Genomic DNA, 25,159 nt, shown 5'->3' with positions numbered 1-25,159 from the left:
CAGACATCGACACCGGCTAGCGGGTCGCTCCGAGCTGGACCTTGCCTGCGATGCCGGACGGACGCTGTCGCACGGTGCCGTCGACGATGTCGACGACTCCGCCTGCCCAGTCGGGATCGGTGTCGGCTGCGGCCTGAGGATCGGCGTGTGCGTCCGTACCTTCCTCGGCTGCCACCGTGATGGAGCGTTCCAAGGCCTCCCGCACACTGAGCAACGTCGTATCCGGTTCTGCGAACACGTCCGTCGCGGCATTACCGCGTCGCACGACCATGTCGTGGGTCAGGCTCTCCACCAAAGAGATCACGGTGCCGGGCGGCATCGCGGTGATGACTGCGACCGCGCGGCCGACCAGCCCCGTCGGCAGCAGTGGCACCGGAATCTGTGCTCGGCGCAGACCGGCGACGCTGCCGTACGCCTGCAGGAGTTCCGGGTAGCTCATCGTCTCGGTGCCGCCGATGTCGAACGATCCGGGACGGGCTGTATCGCCGAGGGCGCGGGCGATGATGGCGACGACGTCCACGACGGCGATCGGCTGCACCTGCCTCCGCATCCACGTCGGAATCGGCGTCACCGGCAGTCGCTCGGTCATGCGTCGCACCAACTCGAACGACGTCGATCCGGAACCGAGGATGATGGCGGCCCGGAGGACGGTGGCATCGACGGAACTGTCGAGGAACGCCTCCTCGACCTGCAGCCGTGAGCGCAGGTGATCCGACAGTGGAGTGCCGTCGTCGGGAATCAGACCGGACAGGTAGACGATTCGTTGGAGCCCGTTGCGTTCCGCGGCAGCGGCCATCGACTGCGCGGCGTGGCGATCCTTCTCGACGAAATCGCCCTCGTCCATCGAGTGGACCAGGTAGACCACCGCGTCGACATTCTCGGTAGCGGAGTCGAAGCTGTCGTGGTCGTCGAGGTCGAAGTGCACAGCCGTCACGTGCGCACCCCAGGCGAAGCGCGACTTCTTCTTGGGGTCACGCATCGCGGCGTGTACCTCGTGGCCCTGTTCGAGAAGCACGGGGATCAGCCGAGATCCGATGTATCCGGTTGCGCCGGTGACCAGCACTCGCATGAGATTCTCGTTTCTGTAGACAGGGGTCATACCCTGTCCGGGCAGTCTCACTCCCCGCTTCCGGTGCCGGATGACACACTGTGCAGGTGAGTGCGCGTATCAGGAACAACGTGAAAGTCGTCGGAGCTGCCGACGGCCCGGTCGTGATGCTGGCGCACGGCTTCGGCTGCGACCAGACGTTGTGGCGAGGCGTCACCGAAATCCTTGCTTCGCGATTCCGGATCGTCCTGTTCGACCACGTGGGGGCCGGGGCAGCGGACCCGGCGGCCTGGGACGCCGAGAGATACGCCCACATGAGCACGTACGCCGCCGACATCGTGGAGATAGCGCAGGAACTGGACCTGACCGACGTCACGTTGGTCGGTCACTCGGTGGCGTCGATGATGGGGGTGCTGGCCGCCACCGCTGCGCCCGATCGATTCACCAAGCTGATTCTGCTGACTCCGTCCCCCCGGTACATCGACGACGGCGACTACCGCGGCGGCTTCAGTGCAGAGGACATCGACGAACTGCTCGAATCGCTGGACAGCAACTACCTCGGTTGGTCTGCATCGATGGCATCGGTGGTCGTGAACGCACCCGATCGACCGGAACTCGAGAACATGTGGACCGCGAGCGTGTGCCGAACCGATCCGGCGTGCGCACGGGTGTTCGCCCGCACCACCTTTCTGTCCGACAATCGGGCGGATCTGCCTGCAGTACCGGTGCCGACGTTGATCATCGACAGTGCGCGCGACTCGCTCGCTCCGCCTCAGGTCGGCCGGTTCGTGCACGAACAGATCCCGGGGAGCGTCCGCATCACGCTCGACGTCAGTGGCCATTGCCCGCAGATCACCGCACCCGAACTGACGGCCGAGACCATCGCGGACTTCGTGAGACCGTCGTGATCGATGACCTCGACGTCGAGGACCTGTACGAGAATGCGCCATGCGGGTACTTGTCCGTGCGCCCCGACATGCGGATCGCGCGACTGAACTCGACGCTGGCAACCTGGCTGGGCTTCGAGGTCGACGCGCTGGTCGGCACCGATTTCGGGGAGCTGCTCACCGTCGGTGGACGGATTCACTACGAGACCCACTTCGGGCCGATGCTGTTGATGAACGGCAAGCTCGACGGCATTGCGCTGGACCTGGTGACGGCAGATCGTCGACGGCTGCCGGTGTTCATCACGGCGAACGTCAAGATCGACGCAGCGGGCCGGCCGGTACTGATCCGCATCACGGCGCTCGACGCGCGCGATCGCCGCACCTACGAGCGCGAATTGCTGCAATCACGCACGCGTGCAGAACTGTTGGCCAAGACGCTGCAGCGGTCGCTGTTGCCGCCTGCACTGCTACCGCCGTCGGGGATGACCGCCGCGGCGCACTACCGGGCAGCGTCCCGCGACGAGGTGGGTGGCGACTTCTACGACCTGTTTCCGTTGTCCGACGACTGCTGGGGATTCTTTCTCGGCGACGTTTGTGGCAAGGGTGCATCGGCAGCCGCTGTGACGTCGCTGACGCGGTACACCCTGCGCGCGGCAGCGGTGTACGACGAGAACCCCGTCGCGGTGCTGCAGAATCTGGATTCTGTTCTGCGACAAGAGTTTCGGGACGCCAATGCGCAGTTCTGCACCGCAGTCTTCGGCATTCTGAGCCGAACGGACACCGGATTCGAGGTATCGATGGCCAGTGGCGGGCACCCCCCACCGCTGGTCCTTCGTGCCGACGGCACCGCCCACTACGTGACCATGACGGGCGGCCAGCTGATCGGGATACTTCGGCACGCTCGCTTCGTTCCGGCGACCGTCACGCTCGAAGCAGGGGACACCCTGATGCTCTACAGCGACGGTCTCACCGAAGCGCGAGTCGGCCGGGGCCGATACGACGACGACGGTGCCCTGCTGGAATTCGCGACGGCGCACGCTCCGGCGACTCCGGCAGCGATCGTCGACGATCTGCGGTTGCTACTGCGCAGCTTCGGCGACGGGCTGGCCGACGATGCCGCCGTGATGGCACTGGGCGTATCCCCGGCCCCCGACTCAGCCGAGGGCAGCGAGGGCTGACGCCAGGTCGGCGTGCAGGGTGAATTCCTGATCCAAGCCCATCAGCTTGATCGGCCGGCTGGTGGTCGGTCCGTCTGCGACGACCGAGAACGACAGGGACTCTCCGTGATCCTGTTGCGCCGTCGCGAGAACGGTCATGGCCGCCGAGGCCAGGAACGACACTCCGCTCAGGTCGACGATCAGTGCAGCCGGGCCGGTCGCGGTCTGTGCGGTGATGGCCTCGGACAGTGCCGGAGCGGTGGTGACGTCGAGCTCGCCCGCTACCGAGATGACGGCCGCGCGCCCGTCGTTGGAGGACTGGATCGAGAATCCTGCGGCGTTCGTGTCGACTGGCATCTGTACTCCTGAATCGTTACCCGCCGTGCTCGTCGACGGGGGATGCGGACCATTCAATCAGGCGGTGTCAGCGGAGCGTGACCTGAGTTCCTCGAAGCGCAGGCGCGCCCACCGTCGTGGTCCAGGAGGGGACGGCCTCCGGTGCGATTCCGGTGGCACCGCCGTAGATGACGGCCAGGGTCTGCTGCTCGGTGACCGAGCCCGCGTACGACGCGGGAACAGGAGAGAGCTGCGGAGCCGAGAGCACCGGGATGTTCTGTTCGCCCGGGTTTCTGGTCGGTACCTGGTACGAGCCGTCGTTGGGTGACCCACCCGGGTACTGCGGGAAGTAGTCGCCCGCATTGCGGTCGAGCGGGGTGTAGCAGCTCGGTCCGCGGGTCTGCTCGAACAGCCGTGGCTCGTCCTGGTTCGGCAGGTATCGACCCTTCGGATTGACGAACGGCATCGAGACGTTGATGCCGGGATACTCGTCGCCGACGCCGGTGACGATCCTGCCGCGTCGGGCCCCTTCGGCGAACTGCGCGACCGTGCAACCCAGGGCGGGGGAGAACTCGGCCAGCACTTCGAGTGCCTCGCGCGAATTCGCGGCGAGACCGATCAGCTGCGTCGAGTTCGCCTCGAGAAAGCCCGCCGTCGTGTTCGAGGCGGATGACACCGACGTGTACAGCGTCGCGAGCGCGGATTGCTTCTCGACGACGGTGTTGCCGGTGGTCCGCAGATTGTCGAGAGCGCTGACCAACTCGGGAGCTGCATCGGCGTAGGTCTGGGAGAAGTCCGCCAATCCGCGTAGGTCCTGCTGGATGGCGGGGAGTTCGGTGTTCAGTCCGGAGAAGATGTTCTCCAGCCGATCGATCGTCAGGCCCAGCTGTTCTCCGCGGCCGCTGAGCCCCTGTGCCAGTGCGCCGAGGGTGTTCGAGAGATCCTGTGGCGGCACGGCTTGGAGCAACGGCAGCAGGCCGTCGAGCAATTGCCCCACCTCGATGGCATTTCCGCTGCGATCCTGCTTCAGCACGGTGCCCTCGGTGATGGGCGAACCGGGCTTGCCGTCCGGCGGAATCAACGCGACGTACCGCTCACCGAAGAGAGTCTTGGGCAGCAGGCGAGCCGTGACGTTCGAGGGGATCATCGGCGCTTTGTCCGGCTCGATCGCCAGTTCCGAGGTGACGACGCCGTCGGTGGTCGTAGCCGATCGGACCTCGCCGACGATCATGCCGCGCACCTTGACGTCGGCATTGCGGGGCAGCGCGTTGCCGACGCTGTCGGTCTCGAGGGAGACGGTCACGACGTCGACGAACGTCTTGTTGTACGAGGTGACACTCCACCCGACGAACACCACGATGAGCACGACCAGTCCGATTCCGAGGAGACGGTTCTGCACCGGCGAAGGGGCGCCGGTCATGCGACGGTCTGTGCGACAACAGCAGTCATGACGCGAACCTTAGTGCTACATAGAGTCACACTTACTGCTCCGACGCCCCTTCTGAGATGCACCTATCAGTGCCCGGGTGATGCGATGCAGATCACACGCAGTCGGTGTGTCAGTCCGCGATCAGTTGCGTCGACGAGAACCAGCCGTCTCCGCCGCGTTCGCGCTGACGACCGATGACGTATCGGCCGGGTGCAATTCCGGTGGCTCCGTGTTCGGGGTGAATGAGGTAGGCGGTCTCCGAATTGCTCAGGATGCCCAGAGCGAGGCGTCGAACGTCGTGCACCGGACTCGACCACGTGCACCCGCGGCCGTCGGCGACGAGGCTGTGCGGATTGCCGCCCGCCGCACTACGGAGTAGTTCGATGCCGGACAACGGCACGGTCTCGTGTCGTGTCCGTTCGGTGGTGACGACGATGCCGTCGAGTACGGCGAGTGGGACGACGATCAGATCTCCCTGGGCCTGCGACCCGTTGACGACGGGCACCGATATCTCCTTGTCGAGGTAGTCGAAGACATCCAGACCGGTGCGGTCGGTGAGAGTGGACAGCGTGATGTTCGAGTTCATGGGGTCACCTGTGGGTAGTTGTGGGGTGGGTAGTTGTGGGGTGGTGCCGAATGGGGGTGCAGAGAGTCAGGTACGCCGGAGGAGCCGGGCGTAGTCGGCTCCGGCCAGACCGTAGGTCCAGCCTGCCGCGTCGACGGCGGAGGTGAAGGCGGCGGGGACCCGCAGCCCGTAGCGGCGCCGTCGACCGTCGCGTTCACGAGAACCGTTGACGGCGAGCAGAATTCGTCCCCCGTCCTGCCAGCCCTCCGGTGCTGCGTACAGCTCCAGGGTGCAGCCCGGGTTCCCCGGATCCTGACCGGTGTCGACGAGGCGTAGGCCCGCCTGCTCCAGATAGGTGTCCCAGCCGATCCGTTCGATGGCGCTTCGTCGCACTTCGACATTGCGTTCGACGGTGATGCGGTCGACCGTGGGATTGTCGATCACCCAGCTCGGAACGACGGTGCCGCTCAGTACGTGGACTGCGCTGCCGTCGGCGAACTGCACGGCCGGGCCCTTCGAATTGTGCAGCCGCACTTCACCGTGCGGTGAATCGGGTAGCGGTTCGACGTGTACGGAGGTGGGCCGTTCTGCCATCACTGCGATGTTCTCGAACGCCCACCACCAGCCCGTCGACTCGATGAGGGCGGTTTGGACGTCGAGTAGTTCGACGTCTTCGAAGGAGAACCGGGCGAGGCCGTGGCGACGGAAAGCGTCGTAGTAGGCGACGCGATGGGCTTCCTGTTGGCCGTACCAGGTGATGGAGCCGAACGGGCGGGGAGTGGTCGTGCGGATGGCAGTGGCAATTCCGTCGAACAGGCTGGTGTGCAACGACGTACGGACGGTCCGGTCGATGATGGGATCCGGGCTGACACCGGCGAGGGCCGCCTCGATCGGGGTACCGCGGGCGACGATGCCGCGGGCTCGAAAGTCGTTAGTGCCGTTGACCGTCGACCACCGGTTTTCCCGCGGCCATTCGATGTGGCGGCGCTCGATGATGCGGTCCATACGGTGCCGGGAGTCGGACAACATGGTCGCGATCGCGGCGTCCACCTCGGTACCGGCGGTGGATATCGACGGTGTTCTCGCCAAGTGTCTGCCGGCGATGAAGGTCGCTGCAGCCTGTGGTGACGGTACCCAATGGAATTTGGGCTCGTCGAACCCGGCTGATCGATACAGTTGTGCCACAGCAAGTTCCGCGACGGATCTGTCGGCTGGGCCGGCTTTCAGTCCGTAATCGAGCCACCGGTCGCGTTGTGCACAGACCGCGCGAATGTCTTCGGCGTAGGAATCGGGATCTTCGGAGAATGTGCCTCGACGGGGGAATGTCGACGGCATCGGCACGGCGCTCACTTCGGTGAGGCGGTGTCCGCCTTTCCTGTTGTCATGAACCAAGAGTGACACGAGAATCGGCCGAGCGCAAGGGTTGCCCACGTGCGCGGAAGTTCGTAGCAGGGGTCGAGTTTCCACTCACATGGGTCAGCGCGAGCGCAACACCAATTTCGCGGCGCTGATGTCGTCGATCACCAGATCGGTGATCAGGCCACCGCGCAGTGCGGCGGTAAGGGCGTCGAGTTTGGACTCTCCCGCCACGATGGCGACTCTGCGCGGGACGGCCTTGAGCCGATCGAGGCTCGGACCACTCGATCTGTCGTTCAACGCAATTCGGTTGTAGCTGCCGTCGGATCGGAGGAACACCGTGGCGATGTCGCCGACGACGCCGTCACGTTGCAGCTCGGCTCTGTCCTCGCGTTCGAGATAGCCGGCGCTGTAGACGTGACTCGGAACGGCTCCACTCATGACGCCGATGCTGAAGACGGCGAGGTTCATGCGATCCTGAAGTTCGAGCACGCGCCTGATGCTGCGCTCGCGCCACAGGTGCTGCCTCGTTTCCGGATAGTCGAAGAATGCGGGGACCGGAAATCCCTGTGCCGCAGCCCCGTACGCGTCGGCGAACGTCCGGATGATGTCGGTGGCATACGAGACCCCCGTGGTGCGCATGTTGGCTGCCCCGTTCAGTTGCACCACGCTCGAGTTGTGGGTTCGTTTGGGGGCGAGCTTGCGGCTGACGGCGCTGACGGTGGTTCCCCAGGCGACGCCCATCACCATGTCCGACTCGAAGAACGACGTGAGTAGTCGGCCGGCGAAGGTCGCGACCCGATCGAGACGCTGCAGTTCGTCGACCGTCTCCGCGACCGGCACCACGTGTGCACGAATGTCGTACAGATCGGCGAATGCACGCTCGATCCGTGGTGCCTGACCGAGTGGGGTGGAGATCTTGATTTCCACCAGTCCCGACGCCCGCGCGAACGTGATGAGTCGTGAGACTGTCGAACGAGATACGCCCAGCTCACGGCCGATGGCCGCCATCGTCATGTCCTGGAAGTAGTAGAGCCGCGCCGCCTGGGTGGCATGGCCGGTCCGCAGGTCGGATTCGGGAGTGATACTGGGGTCCGTCACCGGCACCAGTGTACGACCGAATTGCACATATGTGCATCAGCTGTGAAACGCAGTGCAGGCCGTCTACCGTGGCAAATGGCACGCAATGTGGCGTGTATCACTGACTGTGTGGAGGCTGAAAGATGGCACGTAAGGAACCGGAATGGGGGCTACCGGCGCACATGGCCGCGGAGTTCGCCGGAACCATGATTCTCATTCTGTTCGGTGTCGGCGTCGTCGCTCAGGTGGTCTCGGGTGGTGAGTCCGGCAGCCTCGGCGGTCACGACTCGATCGCCTGGGCGTGGGGGCTGGGCGTGATGTTCGGTATCTATGTCGCGGGCCGTATCACCGGCGCGCACCTCAATCCCGCGGTGACCATCACGTTCGCACTCTTCCGCGGATTCAGCTGGAAGATGGTTGCGCCGTACATTCTCGCGCAGACCGCAGGTGCCTTCGTGGCCGCCCTGCTGGTGCGCTGGAACTACAACGACATGATCAACGCGGTCGACCCCGGGCACACCACCGCCACCCAGACCATCTTCTCGACACTGCCCGGTAACGGGACACTGCCGGTGAGTGTGTCCTCGGCGCTGATCGACCAGATCATCGGTACCGCCATTCTGCTGTTCCTCATCGTGGCCGTGACCGATTCGCTCGGCACCGCACCGATGGCCAACATGGCTCCCCTGATCGTGGGCCTCATCGTCGTCGCCATCGGATTCGCCTGGGCCACCAACGCCGGCTACGCGATCAACCCGGCTCGAGATTTCGGACCTCGCCTGGCGTCGTACATCACGGGCTACGGTGGAGCGTGGCGAGATCAATACGGCGGCCTGTACTTCTGGGTGCCGATCGTCGGACCTCTCGTAGGTGGACCGATAGGAGTGTTCCTGTACGACCTGTTGATCGGGAAGAACCTACGCAAACAAGAAGGTTCGACGCCCGAGCCGCCATCACGACTCCCAGCAGACACCCAGACCACAGGAGAGAAGCCATGACCGAGTTCGCAGGAAAGTACGTCGCCGCGATCGATCAGGGAACCACGTCTTCACGCTGCATGATCTTCGATCACGCGGGCACCGTCGTCGCCGTCGATCAGAAGGAACACCAGCAGATCTTCCCGCAGGCCGGTTGGGTCGAGCACGACGCGTCGGAGATCTGGGATAACGTGCGCGCCGTCGCGGCCGGTGCCATGGCCGCAGCGGATCTGACGCGTGAGGACATCGCCGCAGTAGGTATCACCAACCAGCGTGAGACGGCGCTGGTGTGGGACCGCGAGACGGGCAAGCCGATCTACAACGCCATCGTCTGGCAGGACACCCGTACCGATCGCATCGCGACCGCACTCGGCGGCGGCGATGCCAACAAGTACACCGCCAAGACCGGTCTGCCGTTGGCCACCTACTTCTCCGGGCCGAAGATCAAGTGGATTCTCGACAACGTCGACGGTGCACGGGCCAAAGCCGAAGCGGGAGAGCTGTGTTTCGGCAACATGGACACCTGGGTGCTGTGGAACATGACCGGCGGAACCGACGGCGGATTGCACTACACCGATCCGACCAACGCCTCGCGCACGCTGTTGATGGATCTCGACACCCTGCAGTGGGACGAGGGCATCTGCGCCGACATGGGCATTCCGATGTCGATGCTGCCCGAGATCAGGTCGAGTTCCGAGGTGTACGGCACCGGCCGTGAACGCGGACCGTTCCGCGGTGTGCCGATCTCCGGCATCCTGGGAGACCAGCAGGCCGCCACCTTCGGGCAGGCCTGCTTGTCTCCCGGTGAGGCCAAGAACACCTACGGCACAGGCAATTTCGTGCTGCTCAACACCGGCACCGAGAAGGTCATGAGCAAGAACGGCCTGCTCACCACCGTCTGCTACAAGATCGGCGACCAGCCGACGGTGTACGCGCTCGAAGGCTCGATCGCGGTGACGGGTTCGCTCGTGCAGTGGCTGCGGGACAACCTCGGCATGATCTCCTCGGCTGCGGACATCGAGACCGACGCGCGTTCGGTGGACGACAACGGCGGCGCGTATTTCGTGCCCGCGTTCTCGGGTCTGTTCGCTCCGCACTGGCGTGCCGATGCGCGCGGTGCCATCGTGGGATTGACGCGGTTCGTCAACAAGGGCCACCTGGCCCGTGCCGTGCTCGAAGCCACTGCGTACCAGACGCGTGAGGTCATCGAGGCCATGAACGCCGACTCCGGCGTCGACCTCGAGGTGCTCAAGGTCGACGGCGGAATGGTCGTCAACGAACTGTTGATGCAGTTCCAGTCCGACATCCTGAACGTCGACGTGGTGCGGCCCGTCGTAGCCGAAACCACCGCTCTCGGAGCGGCATACGCGGCAGGCCTCGCCGTCGGGTACTGGGCGAGCGAGGACGACATTCGCCAGAACTGGGCCGAGGACAAGACATGGACACCGTCCATGGACGAAGACCAGCGGGCAAAGCTGTACGCCGGCTGGAAGAAGGCAGTGACACGTACTCTCGATTGGGTTGATGAAGAATGAGTTCCACCACAACGGCTTTGAGTCCAACCGCGCGCGCCGAGGCGATCGCACGGATGGAAGCCGAAGAGCTGGACATCCTGGTGATCGGCGGCGGCGTCGTCGGCGCGGGAACGGCTCTCGACGCGGTGACGCGTGGTCTGAAGGTCGGACTGCTCGAAGCTCGCGACTATGCGGCCGGTACGTCCAGTCGCTCGAGCAAGCTGTTCCACGGCGGTCTGCGGTACCTCGAACAGTTCAACTTCTCGCTGGTGTTCGAGGCCCTCAAAGAGCGTTCGCTCGTGCTGAACACGTTGTGCCCGCACCTCGCTCGTCCGGTGCCGTTCATCTATCCGCTCGAAAAGGTGATCGACCGTCCGTACGTAGGGCTCGGCATCGGCGTGTACGACGTCATGGGTGCCGGACGCGGCGTACCGAGTCATCACAAGCATCTCGGTAAGAAGAAGACGCTCGAATCCTTCCCTTCCGGTAAGCGGTCGGCTATTCGCGGTGCGGTGAAGTTCTACGAGGGCCAGGTCGACGACGCTCGGCACACGATGATGATTGCGCGGACCTCAGCGGCCTATGGGGCGTTGTGCGCCAACAGCACTCGCGTCACGGGCTTCCTTCGCGAGGACGACAAGGTCGTCGGAGTCGTGGCGAGCGATCTGGAAACGGGTCGTTCGTTCGAGGTGCGTGCCAAGCAGGTCATCAACGCCGCGGGTGTCTGGACCGACGAGGTCCAGCAGATGGTCGGCGGGCGTGGACAGTTCCAGGTTCGCGCATCCAAGGGCGTGCACCTGGTGGTGCCCCGCAACCGCATCAACAGCGCCACGGGCATCATCACGCGCACCGAGAAGAGCCTGCTCTTCGTCATCCCGTGGGGAAGCCACTGGATCATCGGCACCACCGATACCGACTGGAAGCTCGATCTCGCCCACCCGGCCGCGAGCCAGAGCGACATCGACTACATCCTGGGGCACGTGAACAAGCTGCTGGCCGATCCACTGGACCGCGCCGATGTCGTCGGGGTCTACGCGGGTCTGCGGCCGTTGCTGTTCGGAGAATCCGACTCCACCAGCACGCTCTCCCGCGAGCATGCGGTGTCCAGCCCGGTGCGAGGACTGACCGTCATCGCCGGTGGCAAGTACACCACCTACCGCGTGATGGCCAAGGACGCAGTGGATGCCGCGGTGCACGGGCTCGAACGGACCGTGCCCAAGTGCGTCACCGAGAACATCCCACTCGTCGGGGCCGACGGCTACCTCGGGGCGTACAACTCCCGCAATCTGACGGCCGAACGTACCGGCATGCGGGTCTCACGCGTCGAGCATCTGTTGGGTCGGTACGGCACCCTGATGGGTGAGGTGCTGGATCTGATCGACGCCGATCCCGAACTCGGGAAGCCTCTCGACAGCGCACCGGAGTACCTCAAGGCAGAGGTCGTCTATGCCGCGAGTCACGAAGGCGCGCAGCATCTCGAGGACATCCTCACCCGGCGCACCCGCATCTCCATCGAGGTTCCCGATCGTGGTGAAGCAGCAGCCGAGGAAGTAGCTCGGCTGGTGGCTCCTATTCTCGGATGGGACGATCAGCACCGGACGGAAGAGATCGAGCACTACCGTCTTCGTGTTCTGGCAGAACGGGATTCACAGCAACAGCCCGATGACGAGACCGCCGACGCGGCCAGGCTCGGGGCACCGGACGTGCGCGCCGGGGTGAGCTGACCCTCACAGCGGTTCGGTGAGGTAGCGCCGCAGGGTCGGGATCGGTGGTTGTGTTTTCCGATCCTGCGGCCGCGTTCCTCGTCGCACGGTACGACGCGCTTGTGGCGGAAATCGTCTGTCTTCCTGGGCGCTACGAGCCGTTCATGTCGATGCTGGACGGTGAAGGGCATGCAGCTCACCCGTCGATCCCTCCTCCGATATGCCGCTCTCGGTGCCGCTGCCACGCCTGTGCTGGCATGCAGCCCGGCGTTGGTTCGCACCCGGCCGGTGCTGACACACGGTGTCGCCAGCGGTGATGTGCGTGCCGACGGAGCGCTGGTGTGGGCACGTTCGGATACTCCGGCGACGATGATCGTCGACACGTCCGCGACGGACTCGTTCTCCTCTGTGACTACGATGCGGGGGCCACTGCTGACTCCGCAGTCGGACGGAACGGGAGTGCTGCGCCTGACCGGATTGCCTGCGGGACAGAAGGTTCATTATCGGGTCACGCTCGAGGGCGAGGACGGCGCGACGTCGGAACCCGTCACCGGAATGTTCTCCACAGCTCCTGACGGCCCATCCGACATCCGCCTGTTGTGGGGTGGCGACACCGCAGGCCAGGGCTACGGTATCAACCCCGACATCGGTGGTATGACCATCTTCTCGGCGATGGCCGACAGGCAACCGGATCTGTTCCTGCACAGCGGCGATGTGATCTATGCGGACGGCCCGCTCGAGGAGCGCGTGACACTTCCCGACGGTCGAATCTGGCGAAACACCATGAGCGAGGCCAAGTCCAAGGTCGCCGAGACGCTCGACGAGTACCGCGGCCAGTACGCCTACAATCTCACCGACGACAACTACCGCCGCTTCAATTCGTCTGTCGCCCAGATGGTCCAGTGGGACGATCACGAAACCGTCAACAACTGGTACCCCGGTGAGATCCTCGACCTGGAGCAATACACGGTGAAGGATGTGGACCTGCTGTCGCAGAGAGCGTTGCAGGCGTTTCACGAGTGGTTGCCCATCGCGCCCACAGAAGCCGTCGACGGCCGGGTGTACCGCAAGATTGCCTACGGGCCGCTGCTCGACGTCTTCGTCTTGGACATGCGCACGTACAAGGATGCGAACGGTGCGAACACCGCTGCGTCAGGGGAGATCCTCGGCTCGGCGCAGCGTCAGTGGTTGATCGAGGAGCTGTCCCGCTCCACCGCGACGTGGAAGATCATCGCGAACGACCTGCCCCTCGGACTCGTCGTTCCTGATGGGAAGGACGCGCAGGAAGGCGTCGGCAACGGCGACCCCGGTGCGCCGTTGGGCCGTGAGACCGACATTGCGCAGGTGCTCACCGCGATCGATCGGAACGACGTCACCGGCACCGTCTGGCTCACCGCTGACGTGCATTACACAGCAGCGCATCACTATTCGCCGGAGCGCGCGGCCTACCAGGAATTTCGCGAGTTCTGGGAATTTGTCAGCGGGCCGCTCAACGCCGGCGCGTTCGGCCCCAACGACTTGGACGGCACCTTCGGCCCGGAGGCAGTGTTCGTGCACGCGCCACCGGAGCCGAACGCGTCGCCACTCGACGCGTTTCAGCATTTCGGTGAGGTGCTCATCGACGGGGACTCGCGCGATCTGACCGTCAACCTCTGCGATGCGACCGGGGCCGTGCTGTTCACGAAGGTACTGCCTGCCGCCTGATCGCTCGGGTCCGTCGGGGTCAGGTCGGCGAGAGCGACTGCACTCGAACGGACATCGTCCGCCGTACCGACAGCGGCCCCGCCGTCCTCGTCCGGCCCGACGGATACATCGCGTGGGCCGGACGCTCCGAATCGGAGGAGTGGCTACAGATTCTCGAACGGTGGACCGATCAGCCTTGCAGCAACGTGAACGAATGCTCGCGAATCAGAATGGACGGTCCGCCCGCCTCGTACGCCTGATCCGGATCACTCGACGTCGACTGACTCCACTTGCCCTCCGGCAGCGTGAATTCGACTGTCGCAGGTGAGGCGTTGACCATCCAGGCGAACGCCGCGTCTCCCTCGCCCGCACGCATCAGGATGAGAATGCTGTGCGCGTTTCCGTCCGACCAATCCTCGTCGACCAGTTTCTGACCGTCGGCGCGGTAGAAGTCGACCGTATCGGGTCCTGCCCCGTCTTCCTCGGAATCGCTGTCGTGCCGGAACCAGGTGGGACGCAACGCCGGATGCTCGTCGCGCAGCGAGATCAGGTGGGTGGTGAAGTCGACGAGATCCTGATCGACCGTGCTCCAGTCGAACCAGGAGACCTCGTTGTCCTGGCAGTACGCGTTGTTGTTGCCGTTCTGCGTTCGGCCCAGTTCGTCGCCGCCGAGGATCATCGGGACGCCGGCCGCAAGGAGCAGTGTGGCAAGGTGATTACGCTGCTGGCGGGCGCGGAGTGCGTTGACGCCCTCGTCGTCGGTCGGGCCCTCGGCACCACATCCCCACGAACGGTTGTCGGATTCGCCGTCCTGGCTGTCCTCGCCGTTCTCCTCGTTGTGCTTCTCGTCGTAGGAATTGAGGTCGGCCAGGGTGAAGCCGTCGTGGGCGGTGATGAAGTTGACACTCGCCAAGGTTGGGCGCCGGGTGCTCTCGTACACGTCGGGGCTGCCGGTGACACGTTGCGCAAGAGCGGACAACGCGCCGTCCTCGCCGCGCCAGAAGTCACGAACGTCGTCGCGGAACTTACCGTTCCACTCCGACCACCTGGCCGGGAACCCGCCCACCTGGTAGCCCTGGGTGTCCCAGGGCTCGGCGATGAGTTTGACCGGCGCGAGCGTCGGATCCTGGTGTACGAGATCGAGGAACGCGCTGTGGACGTCGAGGCCGGAGTCCTGACGGGTCAGGGTGCTCGCGAGATCGAAACGGAATCCGTCGACGTGCATCTCCGTGACCCAGTACCGCAGCGAGTCCATGATCAGGCCCAGCGCCGCGGGATGTCCGACGTTGAGGCTGTTGCCGGTGCCCGTGGTGTCGTAGTAGGCGCTGCGGTCGTCGTCGACGAGTCGGTAGTGCGAGCCGTTGTCGATTCCTTTGAGCGACAACGTCGGTCCCAGGTGGTTGCCCTCGGCTGTGTGGTTGTAGACGACGTCGAGGATGACCTCGATACCGGCCTCGTGCATCGCCTTGACCAGTGCCTTGAATTCGTCCACCTGACCGCCGGTGTCGCCGGTGCTGGCGTACTCGTTGTGCGGGGCGAAGAAGCCGATGGAGTTGTAGCCCCAGTAGTTTCGGCGGCCCTCTTCGAGCAGGTGTGAGTCCTGGACGAACTGATGAATGGGCAACAGCTCCACTGCGGTGACGCCGATACGCTTCAGGTGCGCGATCGCGGCGGGGTGGGCCAGTCCGGCGTATGTCCCTCGAATGTCCTCGGGAACATCGGGATTGGTGGCGGTGAAGCCCTTCACGTGGACCTCGTAGACGACGGTTCGGTCCAGCGGAGTGCGCGGTGCCTCGTCGCCGGTCCAATCGAAGTTCGATTGCACCGCAACGGAATACGGCATGTGCGGCGCGGAGTCCTCGTCGTTGCGGGTCTCCGGCTCTGCATGCAGATGCGAGAACACCGACTCGTTCCAGTCGACCTGGCCGGTGACGGCCGTGGCGTATGGGTCGAGCAGTAGCTTCGCCGGGTTGTGGCGCAGTCCCGAGGCGGGATCCCACGGGCCGTCGACGCGGAGACCGTATCGCGTTCCCGGGGTGACGTCGGGCACCAGATCGTGGAAGACGTGACCGGTGCGAAGCGTCAACGGTGTTGTACTGCGCTCTGTTCCGTCGTCGTTCATCACGACGACGGACACCGAGTCGGCTGTTTCGGAGTAGACGGCGAGGTTGGCACCGTCGTCGGACAGACGCGAGACGCCCAGGGGATACGGGAGACTGGATGAGGTGGGCATGAGCCGCCGATTACCCCCGGCGCAGGTGAGCGAAACGCTTGTCCACCTGGCGCTCGGATAGAATCGACGAGGAGATTGCGCCCGTCCTTGACCTACGGCCGCATGTGACTAAGGACGAGGCCATGAATCCCGCAGTACCCGATCCCGGTTCGGCTCGGCTCGACGAGCTGTTTCCCGGTGACAATGCCACCGAGGCTCGGTTTCGCGAGCTGGATTGGAGCTCCACGGAGCTGGGACCGGTGGAGCAATGGCCGTACGAATTGATCGCGGCCATCCGCACGGTCATGCCGTCGACCATCCCGATGTTGATCTGGTGGGGGCCGCACCTGGTCCAGATCTTCAACCACTCGTACACCGATTTTCTCGGTGACAAGTTTCCCGCCGCCGCAGCGCAGCCGGCCAGGGACTGCTGGGCAGAGATCTGGGACGAGATCGGCGCATTGGCCCATCAGGTCGTCGACGGCGGCACTGCGGTGCACGGTGCTCGCCAACGGTTCATGATGAATCGGTACGGGTTCCTCGAAGAGACGTACTGGACCTTCTCGTACAGTCCGATTCACGGTCCCGAGCGCGCGGTCCTCGGCGTGTTCGTCGCGACGTCGGAGGTCACCCAACAGCTGCTCGGCGAACGCCGCATGCAGGCGTTGCTGAGTCTGGGCACGCTGACGGGCAACGACACCGACGGTGCCGTGGACATCTGCCGTGCGGCAGTGGGCGTGCTCGCGGCCGAAGCGTCGGAGTTCCCCCTCGTCGCCGGTTACCTCCGCGAAGATCTGAATGCGGACGGCCCGGTGGAGTGTGTCGTGACCGGCGGCGACGCCGGGTACGACGCTGCGACGTGGGAGTGCGCCGACATCTCTCGCGTTGCCGACGGCACGGTCGCCTGCGCGACCGTGCAGGTGGACGGCAACGTTCCGCAGGCCGTCGTCGTGCCGTTGACGATGGCCGGTCGGGTACAGCCGGTCGGGGCGCTGTTGATCGGAGTGAGCAGCCATCGGGTGATCGACGATGCCTTCACCTCGTTCTGCGTCGTCGTCGCCGAACGCCTGTCCACCGCACTGACGGCCTCGCACGCGTTCGAGATGGAGCGCAGCCGGGTGGCGGCCTTGGCCGACGCCGATGCTGCGAAGACTCGGCTGCTCGAGAACGTCGGGCACGAATTCCGCACCCCGCTGACGTTGCTGACGGGCCCGCTCGATTCGGTACGCGAGAACGCTGCTTCGGTGCTGGACGCGAACGACCGCGAATCACTCGACGTCGTTCATCGCGCGTCGATGCGGCTGCGCAGGTTGGTGGACGACCTGCTCGACATCGTCAATGCCGAGGCCGGCCGACTCGTCTCTCGACCCGAGCCGGTGAACCTCGGCTCGGTGACACGCGATTGCGCGACGATGTTCTCGGCCGTCGCGTCGGCGCAGGGGCTCGAGCTCGTCGTGGATGCGGCCGAGGACGTCGTGGTCCTGACCGACGCCGAAATGTGGTCGAAGGTGGTATTCAACCTCGTCGCCAACGCCGTCAAGTACACCCCGGCCGGACGGGTGTCGGTTCGTCTGGTCGCGGACGAGACCACCGTTCGGCTCGTGGTCGCAGACACCGGACTGGGAATTCCGGCCGAGGACCTGCCTCGAATCTTCGACCGGTTCCACCGCGTCGAACGAGAAGGCGCGCACAGCATCGAAGGGTCCGGAATCGGGCTTGCCCTGGTGACGGACTTGCTGACCGCCTTGAACGGGCGGATCGACGTCGACAGCGACGTGGGCCGGGGGACTACCTTCACCGTGCAGGTGCCGCGGTTGCCCGCAGAAGCTGCCGCTGTCGATCGACCCGGCGCTCCGGCCGATCCGATCTCGGCGATCTTCCCCTCGATCGAGCCCGTTCCCGAGACGACCGATCGCGCCGACGTCCTGCTCGTCGAGGACAACGTCGACATGCGCAACTACCTCGCGCGCCTGCTGACCGACGAAGGGTGGTCCGTCTCGACAGCGGGGGACATCGAGACCGCTCTCGATCGTGCCCGAGCGATGCTGCCGGGGCTCGTGCTCTCCGACGTCATGCTGCCGGGGCGCAGTGGTCTGGATCTGGTGGACGACATCCGCGGCGACGCCGACTTGAGACGAGTACCGGTCATCTTGCTGACCGCTCGTGCGGGAACCGACTTTGTGCTCGACGGACTCGGACGCGGTGCCGACGATTACATCGTCAAGCCGTTCCACGACCGAGAACTCGTCGCGCGCGTTCGCGTGCACCTCGAACTGTCACGGATGCGCGAGCAGCTGATCGCCGAGAGCGGCAATCAGGCCGCGACACTGCGTACGGCGCTCGAGACCCGCGGCACGATCGGCCGAGCCGTCGGCATCCTCATGTCGGTGTACCGCATCGACGCCGACGCCGCGTTCACGCAATTGACCGAACTCTCACAGAACACCAACCGCAAGACGCGGGATCTGGCCGTCATGATCGCCGACGACTTCACCGCAGGCCTCGCCCGCGAGCACTGACCGGGCGGTCAGTGGTTGCGGCGGTAGTTCTCGCGTTCGCGTTCGAGTTCCGCCGTTTTCTTCTCGCTTTTCAGGTCGGCGGGCAGTCCGTGAATCTCGAGACGACGGGCGCGGTTCTGGTCCATGTATGCGGCGGTGTAGAACAGCGCGAGCAGCAGGGCCAACAGGACCATCGAGGCACGTAACCAGATCGCGCCGGGAAAGAGCACGAAGAACCCGATGAAGATGGGAAGGAACGGGATCATCGAGCGCAGGATGTGACGCGGTGTCGCGCCGGGGCCGACGAGGTCGCGTCGAACCCAATCCTGCATGGGGTCGGGGAGTTTGCGGCCCAGGACGGCGTAGCCCAACCATTGGCCGGCGTTCGGACGGGTGCGCTGGGGTCGTGCGCTCATGTCAGTGCTCCTGCTGCGATCGCCGCGTCGTTGACGCGAGTGAGGACGCGGCGCAACTGCTCCAGTTCGTCGAGTGACGCACCGAGTCTCGCCACGACCGCGGATGGAATCTTTTCTGCCTCGGCGCGGAGAGCGGCTCCGGCGGGGGTGAGGGATACGAGCAGAATGCGCTCGTCTTCCGTGCTGCGTGTGCGAGTGAGCAGGCCCATCGATTCCAGACGCTTCAGCAGGGGAGACAGGGTGGGCGAGTCGAGTTGCAGCGCTGAGCCGATCGCTTTGACCGACATCGGCGACTCGCCCCACAAGGCCAACATCACCAGATACTGCGGATGGGTCAGGCCCATCGGTTCGAGCAAAGGCCGATACACCGACAGCACAGCCCGGTTGGTGACGGCCAGGGCGAAGCAGACCTGGCGATCGAGCGCGAGTGGATCCTCGGTGGTGGTCACGCTGGCCAGAGTATCAGAATTGATTAGTGCACGAATTGTTCGTGTGCGACTCAAAGGGCGAAAAAGGGCGGAGGTACAGGTTCGCCACCTCGATCGGGTATCGAGTCTGCGTCAGTGGTGAAAGTTTGCGCACAACGTGTTACCGGGCGCGCAATTGTGCAATGCTGCACCTCGATTCACCCTTACCGTGATAATCCCGAGAGGATCGCCATGCGTCGCCGACGCATCTCCACCACTGTCTTCGTCGCAGCGTTGTCCCTGTCGATCGCCTCGGGAGGTATCGCATCCGCCGAGCCGGCTGCCCCTTCCGCCCGCATCGTCGACACCGTCCTGACATCCGACACGCTGCGCACGCTGAAGGTCGACTCACCCGCTATGGGGGCCGTCGTCGAAGTGCAGGTGCTCACACCCGCGGCGAAAAGCGGACCGCGTCCGACGCTGTACATGCTCAGCGGCATCGGCGAAGAGGATCCGCACAACAGCATGTGGTTGCGGAAGGGGCAGGCAGCGGAGTTCTTCGCCGACAAGAACGTCAACGTCGTCCTGCCGTTGGCCGGGCCAGGAAGCTTCTACACCGACTGGCAGCGCGACGACCCGAAACTCGGCCGCTACCAGTGGGAAACGTTTCTCACCGAGGAACTGCCTCCGCTGATCGATGCGGCCGTGGACGGCAACGGCCGCAACGCGATAGCGGGACTGTCGATGGGCGCACAATCGGCGATGATGCTCGCCGCACGTAACCCGGATGTGTACTCCGGCGTGGCGTCGTACAGCGGCTGCTTCGCGTCCGCCGAGCCGTTGGGCCAGGCCAGTATTCGAGCCATCGTCGGGGCATTCGGCGGCAATGCCGACAACATGTGGGGCGGACCCTTCGATCCTGCGTGGGCCGAACATGATTCGGTGGCCAACGCCGAAAGTCTGCGCGGTACCGATGTCTACGTGTCGGTGGGAACCGGAGCACCCGGACGACACGAAAGCTTCGACACGGCAGCGGGATGGGACAGGGTGGTGGTCGGTGGCCTCATCGAGGTCGGGTCGAACTACTGCACACACCGACTTGCGGATCGGCTCGGCCAGTTGAACATTCCTGCAACGTTCGACTTCACCGAGACCGGAACGCACTCGTGGCCGTACTGGGTGGAGCAGCTACCGAAGAGTTGGCCGACCCTCGCCGGATCCCTCGGTATCTCGGGCTGACACTCGGTATCTCGGGCCGATTGCTCAGTGGGTCCATGGGCAGTCGAGAGGCTTCGTCAGGCCGAGGTGCTTCTCGACTCGCGTCACCGACTCGTCTCGGAGACGGCCGTAGATCCGGTACGGGTCGTGCAGGGTCCGTCCCAGAACGCTTTCCATCGCCTCCGCATCGAAGGCTGCCGCGGTGTTGTCGGAATTGCGGGTGCCGTCGGATTCGAGATTGGACCTGAAGATGCCCGCCGCCGACTTGGGCAGGAAGTCCTCGTACACGATCGGGTCGGCCGCGAGAACACCCGACCTGACCAGATCGACGAGGCCACCGTCCCGGTCTGCAGCGGACGGGTTGGTCCCGGTGACTCGAAAGGTGAAGTAGGCGAGGTCTTCTGCCATCCACTGTGTCTCGTCGTCCGGCACCAGCGACGACCACAGTGCGGACGCGTCCTCAGGTTCCTCGGTATCGAGTCGATCCAGATACTCGTCGTAGCGACGTCGTCCGAGTGCGGTAGCTGCCGCGCCCCTGGCTTCGACCTCGCCGAACCGCACCCGCAGATGGCCGGGTTCGACGTTGCCGTTCTCGTCGAGAAACATCCGCTGCTCGTCCAGCGCTCGGAACGACGTCTGGCGCAACAACAATCCAGGACCGGACGTACGAGGAGGCCCCTGGATGGTGTCGATCATTGCCACCCCGCGCTCTCCCATACGGCGATGCAGAAGATCGATGTCCAGAACCCTCGGTGTCAGATGATTGATGTGGGTGGAGGAGACACCACCGATGTCGGCGGCCACCGCCGAGACTGCCTCGAGTTCGCGATACCACGCTCTGTCGACAGGGTCGGTCGACAACGCGAACGCCGCCGTCGCGAGGTCCAGAAAGGTAGCGGACTCCTCCGCTGCGAGGCCGTTGCCCCTCTCGCACGTGGCTGCCAGCTCGAGCAGTAGCGGAGGGAACAGTGTTCTGCGGTCGAGGAATTCCGTCAGGCGACGGCCGAGATCCGGGTCGAAGAACCGTCGATCCGACGCCACCAGCATCGAGGTGAAGATCCGGAACGGGTTGATCGCCAGCTCGGCCGGATCGATCGGCCGGAACGCTGTCGACACCACCGGAATCGAACTCGACGCAGTGTCACGCAGATCGTAGAAACCCACCGGATACATTCCCATGGCACCGAATATCAGTGCCACCTGCGACATCTCACGTGCATTGCCGACACGAATCGCCCCGTGTCGCTCGGCGGTGACGCGATCGATGGAGCCGAAACGTTCCGCATCGGCACCGCTGGTGCGCATCGTGTCGGCATTGATCGACGCGGTGACATCCAACAGCGTCGTGTACGCGGGAACCTCCCGCCCGTACAGAGCCGACAGACGAAGGGCGAACTGCGCTCGCAATTGCGTCGGTGTCACGTTCACCACCTCATACTGCGCCTTTCCGTGCCGGCACGGAACCCGTTCGGCTGTCTGCTGCCTTCTCGCGACTGTGCGCATCTACCGCACAATGTGTGCGCGATCACACAAGACCGGCACGTTCGGTCGGGCGCAGTCTGGACCAGACATGCGAGAGGTGCCTGCACACGGCACCGTGAAGGAGCGAAAACACATGACCGCAGTACAGGAATCGGCCGCACCGTCGCTGCCGACCGGCACCGCCACCGAGCTCTACATCGCGGGGCAGTGGCACGGTGCATCCGACGGAGGAACCTTCACCGACCTGAACCCGACCACCGAGCAACCCCTGGCGGAGATTGCTGCAGCCACCGCGTCGGATGTCGATGCGGCGGTGCGTGCGGCCCGTGCCCAGCTCGGTGGCGAGTGGGGCGCAACGCCCGGAGCGGTCCGGGGCCAGCTGCTCAATCGGGTGGCCGATCTGATCGAGCGGGACGGTGACCTTCTCGCTCGACTCGAAGCTCTCGACGTCGGCAAGCCGGTCGGTCAACCGGCAATGCTCGACATACCCAATGCCGCAGCCACGTTCCGGCACTTCGCGGGCTGGGCCGACAAGATCACCGGCAGCTCCATTCCCACTGCGGGCTACTTCGGGCAGCCGACGCACTCGTACACCGTCCGTGAGCCCGTGGGCGTCATCGGCATGATCGTTCCCTGGAACACCCCGCTGATGATCGCGGCGTGGAAGCTCGCTCCCGCTCTGGCCGCGGGGAACACCGTCGTCGTCAAGCCGCCGGAGGATGCGCCACTGTCCATCCTGCATCTGGCTCGCCTGATCGACGAGGCGGGCGTACCTGCCGGAGTGGTCAATGTTGTTCCAGGACTGGGCGAAGTGACCGGCGATGCCTTGGTCGGCCATCCGGACGTCGACAAGATCAGCTTCACCGGCAGCCCTCGGGTCGGCAGAATCATCGCCAAGAAGGCAGCCGACACATTCAAGCGGACGACGCTCGAGCTCGGCGGCAAGTCCCCGCAGATCATCCTCGAGGATGCGGACCTGGAGGCGGCGATCAACGGAACCGCGATGGGACTGTTCTTCAATCAGGGCCAGGTGTGTGCCGCGGGGACGCGAGTGCTGGTGCACCGCTCGCTGTACTCGCAGGTGGTCGACGGATTGGCCGCTGCGGCCTCGGCTCAGGTGCTGGGCGATCCGTTCGATCCGTCGACGACCATGGGTGCCCTCGTCAACGCGACGCAGCGAGACAGCGTGTTGGGGTACATCGAGGCCGGACGCGACGGTGGGGCCCGAGTCGCAGCCGGTGGCGGACGTCCCGACGGTGCCGGCTATTTCGTCCAGCCGACGATCTTCGCCGATGCCGACAACGACATGAAGATCGCCCAGGAGGAGATTTTCGGACCAGTCGGAACGGTGATTCCGTTCGATACGGCCGACGAGGCGATCTCCATTGCCAACGACACCGTGTACGGGTTGGCCGCCTCGATCTGGACCCGCGACGTGTCGAGGGCGCACATACTGGCCGGGCAGGTCCGTTCCGGCGCGGTGTGGGTGAACGGCTGGGCTGCAATCGATCCCGCTCTCCCCTGGGGCGGCATGAAGTCCAGTGGCACGGGCCGGGAACTCGGGTGGGCCGGTATCGAGGCCAACACCGAGGAGAAGGTCGTCACCGTAGTTCTGTAGCCCGACTCCCTCGTGCAGCAACGAAACAGCAAGGACTGACATGCCGAAGAAATCGACCGACTACGTCGTCGTCGGAGCAGGATCAGCAGGAAGCGTCATCGCGAGGAGGCTCCTCGACGCAGGCCACACCGTCCATGTCATCGAGGCCGGTCCCGTGGACACCGATCCGGCGATCCACTCACCGCAGGGCTGGCCGACGCTGTTGGGCGGACCGCAGGACTGGGGACTGTTCACCACCCCGCAGAAGCACGCCAACGATCGGCGAATCTTCTGGCCACGCGGACGCGTCCTCGGTGGCAGCTCGTCACTCAACGGAATGATCTACGTACGTGGGCATTCCAGCGATTACGACGGGTGGGCATCGGCCAGCGGTGATGCCGGATGGTCGTGGGAGAACGTGCTGCCACTGTTCAAGCGTTCGGAGTCACACGAGCTCGGTGCCAACGAGTTCCACGGCGGCGACGGGCCACTGCCGGTGTCCATCATGGGTACCCCGCATCCACTGGCGGCAGCCTTCGTCGACGCAGCCGTCGAGCACGGGCACAAGCGCATCGACGACTTCAACGCCGACGAGATGGTCGGTGCCGGCTACAACCACACCACCACACGCGACGGTGAGCGGATGAGCGCCTGGAAGAGCTTCGTCGGCCCGGTGCTCGACAATCCCGACCTGACGTTGACCACCGGTGCTCTCGTGCACCGAGTGGTGCTCGAGAACGGCCGAGCGGTGGGCATCGAATACAGCCGCGGAGATGGCGAGCTGGAGCGAGCGTTCGCCGATCACGAGGTCATCCTGTGCGGCGGCGCTCTCGGATCTCCGAAGACTCTGCTGCTCAGTGGAATCGGACCGTCCACACATTTGGCCGAACTGGGAATCGACACCGTCGTCGACCTGCCCGGGGTGGGCGAAAACCTGCACGATCACCTGCTGCTCAGCAACATCTACGAGTCCCTCGAGCCGCTCGCAGCCGGTACGAACAACCTGCTCGAAGCGCAGCTGTACGCCCGCAGTACCGGATGGGCCGGTGCCGCACCCGATCTGCAGCCCCTGTTCATGCACATCCCCTACCCCGCCGACGGATACCCGGTGCCGGAGAACGGTTACACGATCGCACCGGGAATCGTGGCTCCGCGCTCGCGTGGCACGCTGCGACTGGCGTCCTCGGATCCTAATGAACTGCCGCTGGCGGATCCGAACATCCTGGCCGATCCGTACGACCTCGAGGCGATGGTCGACGCGGTGGAGATCTGCCGGGAGATCGGTGCCTCCGATGCCTTCGCGCCGTGGCGCAAGGCGGAGGTGGTTCCGGGACCGAGCGCCCGCACCCGCGACGACCTGCGGGCATACGTCCGACAGACTGCCGGTACGTACCACCACCAGGTCGGCACCTGCAAGATGGGAGCCGAGTCGGACTCCGATGCCGTTGTCGGAGCGGACCTTCGGGTCCGCGGGGTCGATGGATTGCGCGTGGCGGACGCGTCGATCATGCCCACGGTGCCGTCGGGCAACACCAACGCGCCGTCCATCATGGTCGGTGAGCGGGCCTCGGATCTGATCCTCGGAAAGTAGTTC

The 25,159-nt window shown here is 64.9% G+C and carries 21 protein-coding genes; 11 read left to right on the top strand and 10 right to left on the bottom strand.

Annotation, left to right across the window (positions count from 1 at the left end):
- Positions 1-16 precede the first annotated feature (16 nt).
- On the bottom strand, positions 17-1,099 hold the full coding sequence (locus tag CH278_RS24865) for an NAD(P)H-binding protein (protein ID WP_052060920.1): 1,083 nt from the start codon (positions 1,097-1,099) through the stop codon (positions 17-19).
- A 56-nt stretch (positions 1,100-1,155) separates the two neighbouring features.
- Between CH278_RS24865 and CH278_RS24860 the strand changes: the two genes are divergently transcribed.
- Both CH278_RS24860 and CH278_RS24855 read left to right on the top strand, forming a co-directional pair.
- A complete protein-coding gene (locus CH278_RS24860; RefSeq protein WP_032368041.1) occupies positions 1,156-1,956 on the top strand; it encodes an alpha/beta fold hydrolase in 801 nt (266 codons plus the stop codon).
- Positions 1,956-3,113 carry a PP2C family protein-serine/threonine phosphatase gene (locus tag CH278_RS24855; protein WP_371828202.1) on the top strand — a complete coding sequence of 386 codons (1,158 nt, stop codon included), beginning with the start codon at positions 1,956-1,958 and terminating at the stop codon, positions 3,111-3,113. The genes CH278_RS24860 and CH278_RS24855 overlap by 1 nt, the downstream gene beginning before the upstream one ends.
- Here the strand turns inward: CH278_RS24855 and CH278_RS24850 are convergent.
- The 5 genes from CH278_RS24850 to CH278_RS24830 all read right to left on the bottom strand — a co-directional run bounded on the left by CH278_RS24850 (position 3,090) and on the right by CH278_RS24830 (position 7,879).
- Positions 3,090-3,449: an STAS domain-containing protein gene (locus CH278_RS24850; protein WP_032367862.1), complete on the bottom strand. Its 360-nt coding sequence runs from the start codon at positions 3,447-3,449 to the stop codon at positions 3,090-3,092. The two genes, CH278_RS24855 and CH278_RS24850, sit on opposite strands and share 24 nt — an antisense overlap.
- Before the next feature lie 67 nt (positions 3,450-3,516).
- Positions 3,517-4,848, bottom strand: a complete 1,332-nt coding sequence (locus CH278_RS24845) for an MCE family protein (protein WP_094623120.1) — start codon at positions 4,846-4,848, stop codon at positions 3,517-3,519.
- A gap of 139 nt (positions 4,849-4,987) precedes the next feature.
- Entirely contained in the window at positions 4,988-5,443 is a 456-nt protein-coding gene (locus CH278_RS24840; protein WP_027494677.1) for a hypothetical protein, read from the bottom strand.
- Positions 5,444-5,509: 66 nt separating this feature from the next.
- Complete coding sequence (locus CH278_RS24835; RefSeq protein WP_256991920.1) at positions 5,510-6,772, bottom strand: DUF6745 domain-containing protein; 1,263 nt, start codon at positions 6,770-6,772, stop codon at positions 5,510-5,512.
- A gap of 126 nt (positions 6,773-6,898) precedes the next feature.
- Positions 6,899-7,879, bottom strand: coding sequence for a sugar-binding transcriptional regulator (locus tag CH278_RS24830; RefSeq protein ID WP_094623152.1), 981 nt, complete (start codon positions 7,877-7,879; stop codon positions 6,899-6,901).
- Between the two features lie 122 nt (positions 7,880-8,001).
- On the opposite strand from CH278_RS24830, the gene CH278_RS24825 reads away from it, so the two are divergent.
- The 5 genes from CH278_RS24825 to CH278_RS28280 all read left to right on the top strand — a co-directional run bounded on the left by CH278_RS24825 (position 8,002) and on the right by CH278_RS28280 (position 13,995).
- Positions 8,002-8,856, top strand: coding sequence for an MIP/aquaporin family protein (locus CH278_RS24825; protein ID WP_027494674.1), 855 nt, complete (start codon positions 8,002-8,004; stop codon positions 8,854-8,856).
- A complete protein-coding gene (gene glpK / locus CH278_RS24820) occupies positions 8,853-10,370 on the top strand; it encodes a glycerol kinase GlpK (RefSeq protein ID WP_032367858.1) in 1,518 nt (505 codons plus the stop codon). The genes CH278_RS24825 and glpK overlap by 4 nt, the downstream gene beginning before the upstream one ends.
- Positions 10,367-12,073: a glycerol-3-phosphate dehydrogenase/oxidase gene (locus tag CH278_RS24815; RefSeq protein WP_094623118.1), complete on the top strand. Its 1,707-nt coding sequence runs from the start codon at positions 10,367-10,369 to the stop codon at positions 12,071-12,073. Before glpK ends, CH278_RS24815 begins: the two co-directional genes overlap by 4 nt.
- Positions 12,074-12,241: 168 nt before the next feature.
- Entirely contained in the window at positions 12,242-13,756 is a 1,515-nt protein-coding gene (locus tag CH278_RS24810; protein ID WP_094623117.1) for an alkaline phosphatase D family protein, read from the top strand.
- Positions 13,705-13,995: an aromatic-ring hydroxylase C-terminal domain-containing protein gene (locus tag CH278_RS28280; protein ID WP_373557347.1), complete on the top strand. Its 291-nt coding sequence runs from the start codon at positions 13,705-13,707 to the stop codon at positions 13,993-13,995. The genes CH278_RS24810 and CH278_RS28280 overlap by 52 nt, the downstream gene beginning before the upstream one ends.
- Here CH278_RS28280 and glgX read toward each other — a convergent pair.
- Entirely contained in the window at positions 13,926-15,968 is a 2,043-nt protein-coding gene (gene glgX / locus CH278_RS24805; RefSeq protein ID WP_094623116.1) for a glycogen debranching protein GlgX, read from the bottom strand. The genes CH278_RS28280 and glgX overlap by 70 nt on opposite strands.
- 122 nt (positions 15,969-16,090) lie before the next feature.
- Here glgX and CH278_RS24800 point away from each other — a divergent pair, with 122 nt between their 5' ends.
- The gene (locus CH278_RS24800; RefSeq protein WP_094623115.1) at positions 16,091-18,466 is read left to right on the top strand and encodes an ATP-binding protein; all 2,376 of its coding nucleotides are present in this window, start codon (positions 16,091-16,093) and stop codon (positions 18,464-18,466) included.
- Positions 18,467-18,474: 8 nt separating this feature from the next.
- Here CH278_RS24800 and CH278_RS24795 read toward each other — a convergent pair whose 3' ends face one another.
- Together CH278_RS24795 and CH278_RS24790 are read right to left on the bottom strand one after the other, a co-directional pair.
- A complete protein-coding gene (locus CH278_RS24795; protein WP_027494668.1) occupies positions 18,475-18,861 on the bottom strand; it encodes a DUF5313 family protein in 387 nt (128 codons plus the stop codon).
- Positions 18,858-19,310 (bottom strand): MarR family winged helix-turn-helix transcriptional regulator, encoded by a 453-nt coding sequence (locus CH278_RS24790; RefSeq protein WP_027494667.1) that lies wholly within the window; start codon positions 19,308-19,310, stop codon positions 18,858-18,860. Before CH278_RS24790 ends, CH278_RS24795 begins: the two co-directional genes overlap by 4 nt.
- A gap of 210 nt (positions 19,311-19,520) precedes the next feature.
- Here CH278_RS24790 and CH278_RS24785 point away from each other — a divergent pair, with 210 nt between their 5' ends.
- Complete coding sequence (locus CH278_RS24785) at positions 19,521-20,507, top strand: alpha/beta hydrolase (RefSeq protein WP_027494666.1); 987 nt, start codon at positions 19,521-19,523, stop codon at positions 20,505-20,507.
- A 24-nt stretch (positions 20,508-20,531) separates the two neighbouring features.
- Here the strand turns inward: CH278_RS24785 and hglS are convergent, their stop codons facing one another.
- Positions 20,532-21,917, bottom strand: coding sequence for a 2-oxoadipate dioxygenase/decarboxylase (hglS, locus tag CH278_RS24780; protein WP_256991919.1), 1,386 nt, complete (start codon positions 21,915-21,917; stop codon positions 20,532-20,534).
- 184 nt (positions 21,918-22,101) lie between these two features.
- Here hglS and styD point away from each other — a divergent pair, with 184 nt between their 5' ends.
- Both styD and CH278_RS24770 read left to right on the top strand, forming a co-directional pair.
- Entirely contained in the window at positions 22,102-23,586 is a 1,485-nt protein-coding gene (styD, locus tag CH278_RS24775) for a phenylacetaldehyde dehydrogenase StyD (RefSeq protein WP_094623151.1), read from the top strand.
- 40 nt (positions 23,587-23,626) lie between these two features.
- Positions 23,627-25,156: a GMC family oxidoreductase gene (locus tag CH278_RS24770; RefSeq protein ID WP_094623113.1), complete on the top strand. Its 1,530-nt coding sequence runs from the start codon at positions 23,627-23,629 to the stop codon at positions 25,154-25,156.
- The last annotated feature ends 3 nt before the right edge of the window (positions 25,157-25,159 follow it).

Source organism: Rhodococcus sp. 05-2254-5 (genome assembly GCF_002258575.1).
Classification (GTDB): Bacteria; Actinomycetota; Actinomycetes; order Mycobacteriales; family Mycobacteriaceae; genus Rhodococcoides; species Rhodococcoides fascians.
Note: the sequence above shows the minus strand (reverse complement) of the source record. Positions and strands in the feature narration are given on the sequence as shown.

Coding starts and splice junctions, on each gene's coding strand:
- CH278_RS24865 (WP_052060920.1), bottom strand. CDS start 1,099: ATGACCCCTGTCTACAGAAACGAGAATCTCATGCGAGTGCTGGTCACC.
- CH278_RS24850 (WP_032367862.1), bottom strand. CDS start 3,449: ATGCCAGTCGACACGAACGCCGCAGGATTCTCGATCCAGTCCTCCAAC.
- CH278_RS24845 (WP_094623120.1), bottom strand. CDS start 4,848: ATGACCGGCGCCCCTTCGCCGGTGCAGAACCGTCTCCTCGGAATCGGA.
- CH278_RS24840 (WP_027494677.1), bottom strand. CDS start 5,443: ATGAACTCGAACATCACGCTGTCCACTCTCACCGACCGCACCGGTCTG.
- CH278_RS24825 (WP_027494674.1), top strand. CDS start 8,002: ATGGCACGTAAGGAACCGGAATGGGGGCTACCGGCGCACATGGCCGCG.
- glpK (WP_032367858.1), top strand. CDS start 8,853: ATGACCGAGTTCGCAGGAAAGTACGTCGCCGCGATCGATCAGGGAACC.
- CH278_RS24815 (WP_094623118.1), top strand. CDS start 10,367: ATGAGTTCCACCACAACGGCTTTGAGTCCAACCGCGCGCGCCGAGGCG.
- CH278_RS24810 (WP_094623117.1), top strand. CDS start 12,242: ATGCAGCTCACCCGTCGATCCCTCCTCCGATATGCCGCTCTCGGTGCC.
- glgX (WP_094623116.1), bottom strand. CDS start 15,968: ATGCCCACCTCATCCAGTCTCCCGTATCCCCTGGGCGTCTCGCGTCTG.
- CH278_RS24800 (WP_094623115.1), top strand. CDS start 16,091: ATGAATCCCGCAGTACCCGATCCCGGTTCGGCTCGGCTCGACGAGCTG.
- CH278_RS24795 (WP_027494668.1), bottom strand. CDS start 18,861: ATGAGCGCACGACCCCAGCGCACCCGTCCGAACGCCGGCCAATGGTTG.
- CH278_RS24785 (WP_027494666.1), top strand. CDS start 19,521: ATGCGTCGCCGACGCATCTCCACCACTGTCTTCGTCGCAGCGTTGTCC.
- styD (WP_094623151.1), top strand. CDS start 22,102: ATGACCGCAGTACAGGAATCGGCCGCACCGTCGCTGCCGACCGGCACC.
- CH278_RS24770 (WP_094623113.1), top strand. CDS start 23,627: ATGCCGAAGAAATCGACCGACTACGTCGTCGTCGGAGCAGGATCAGCA.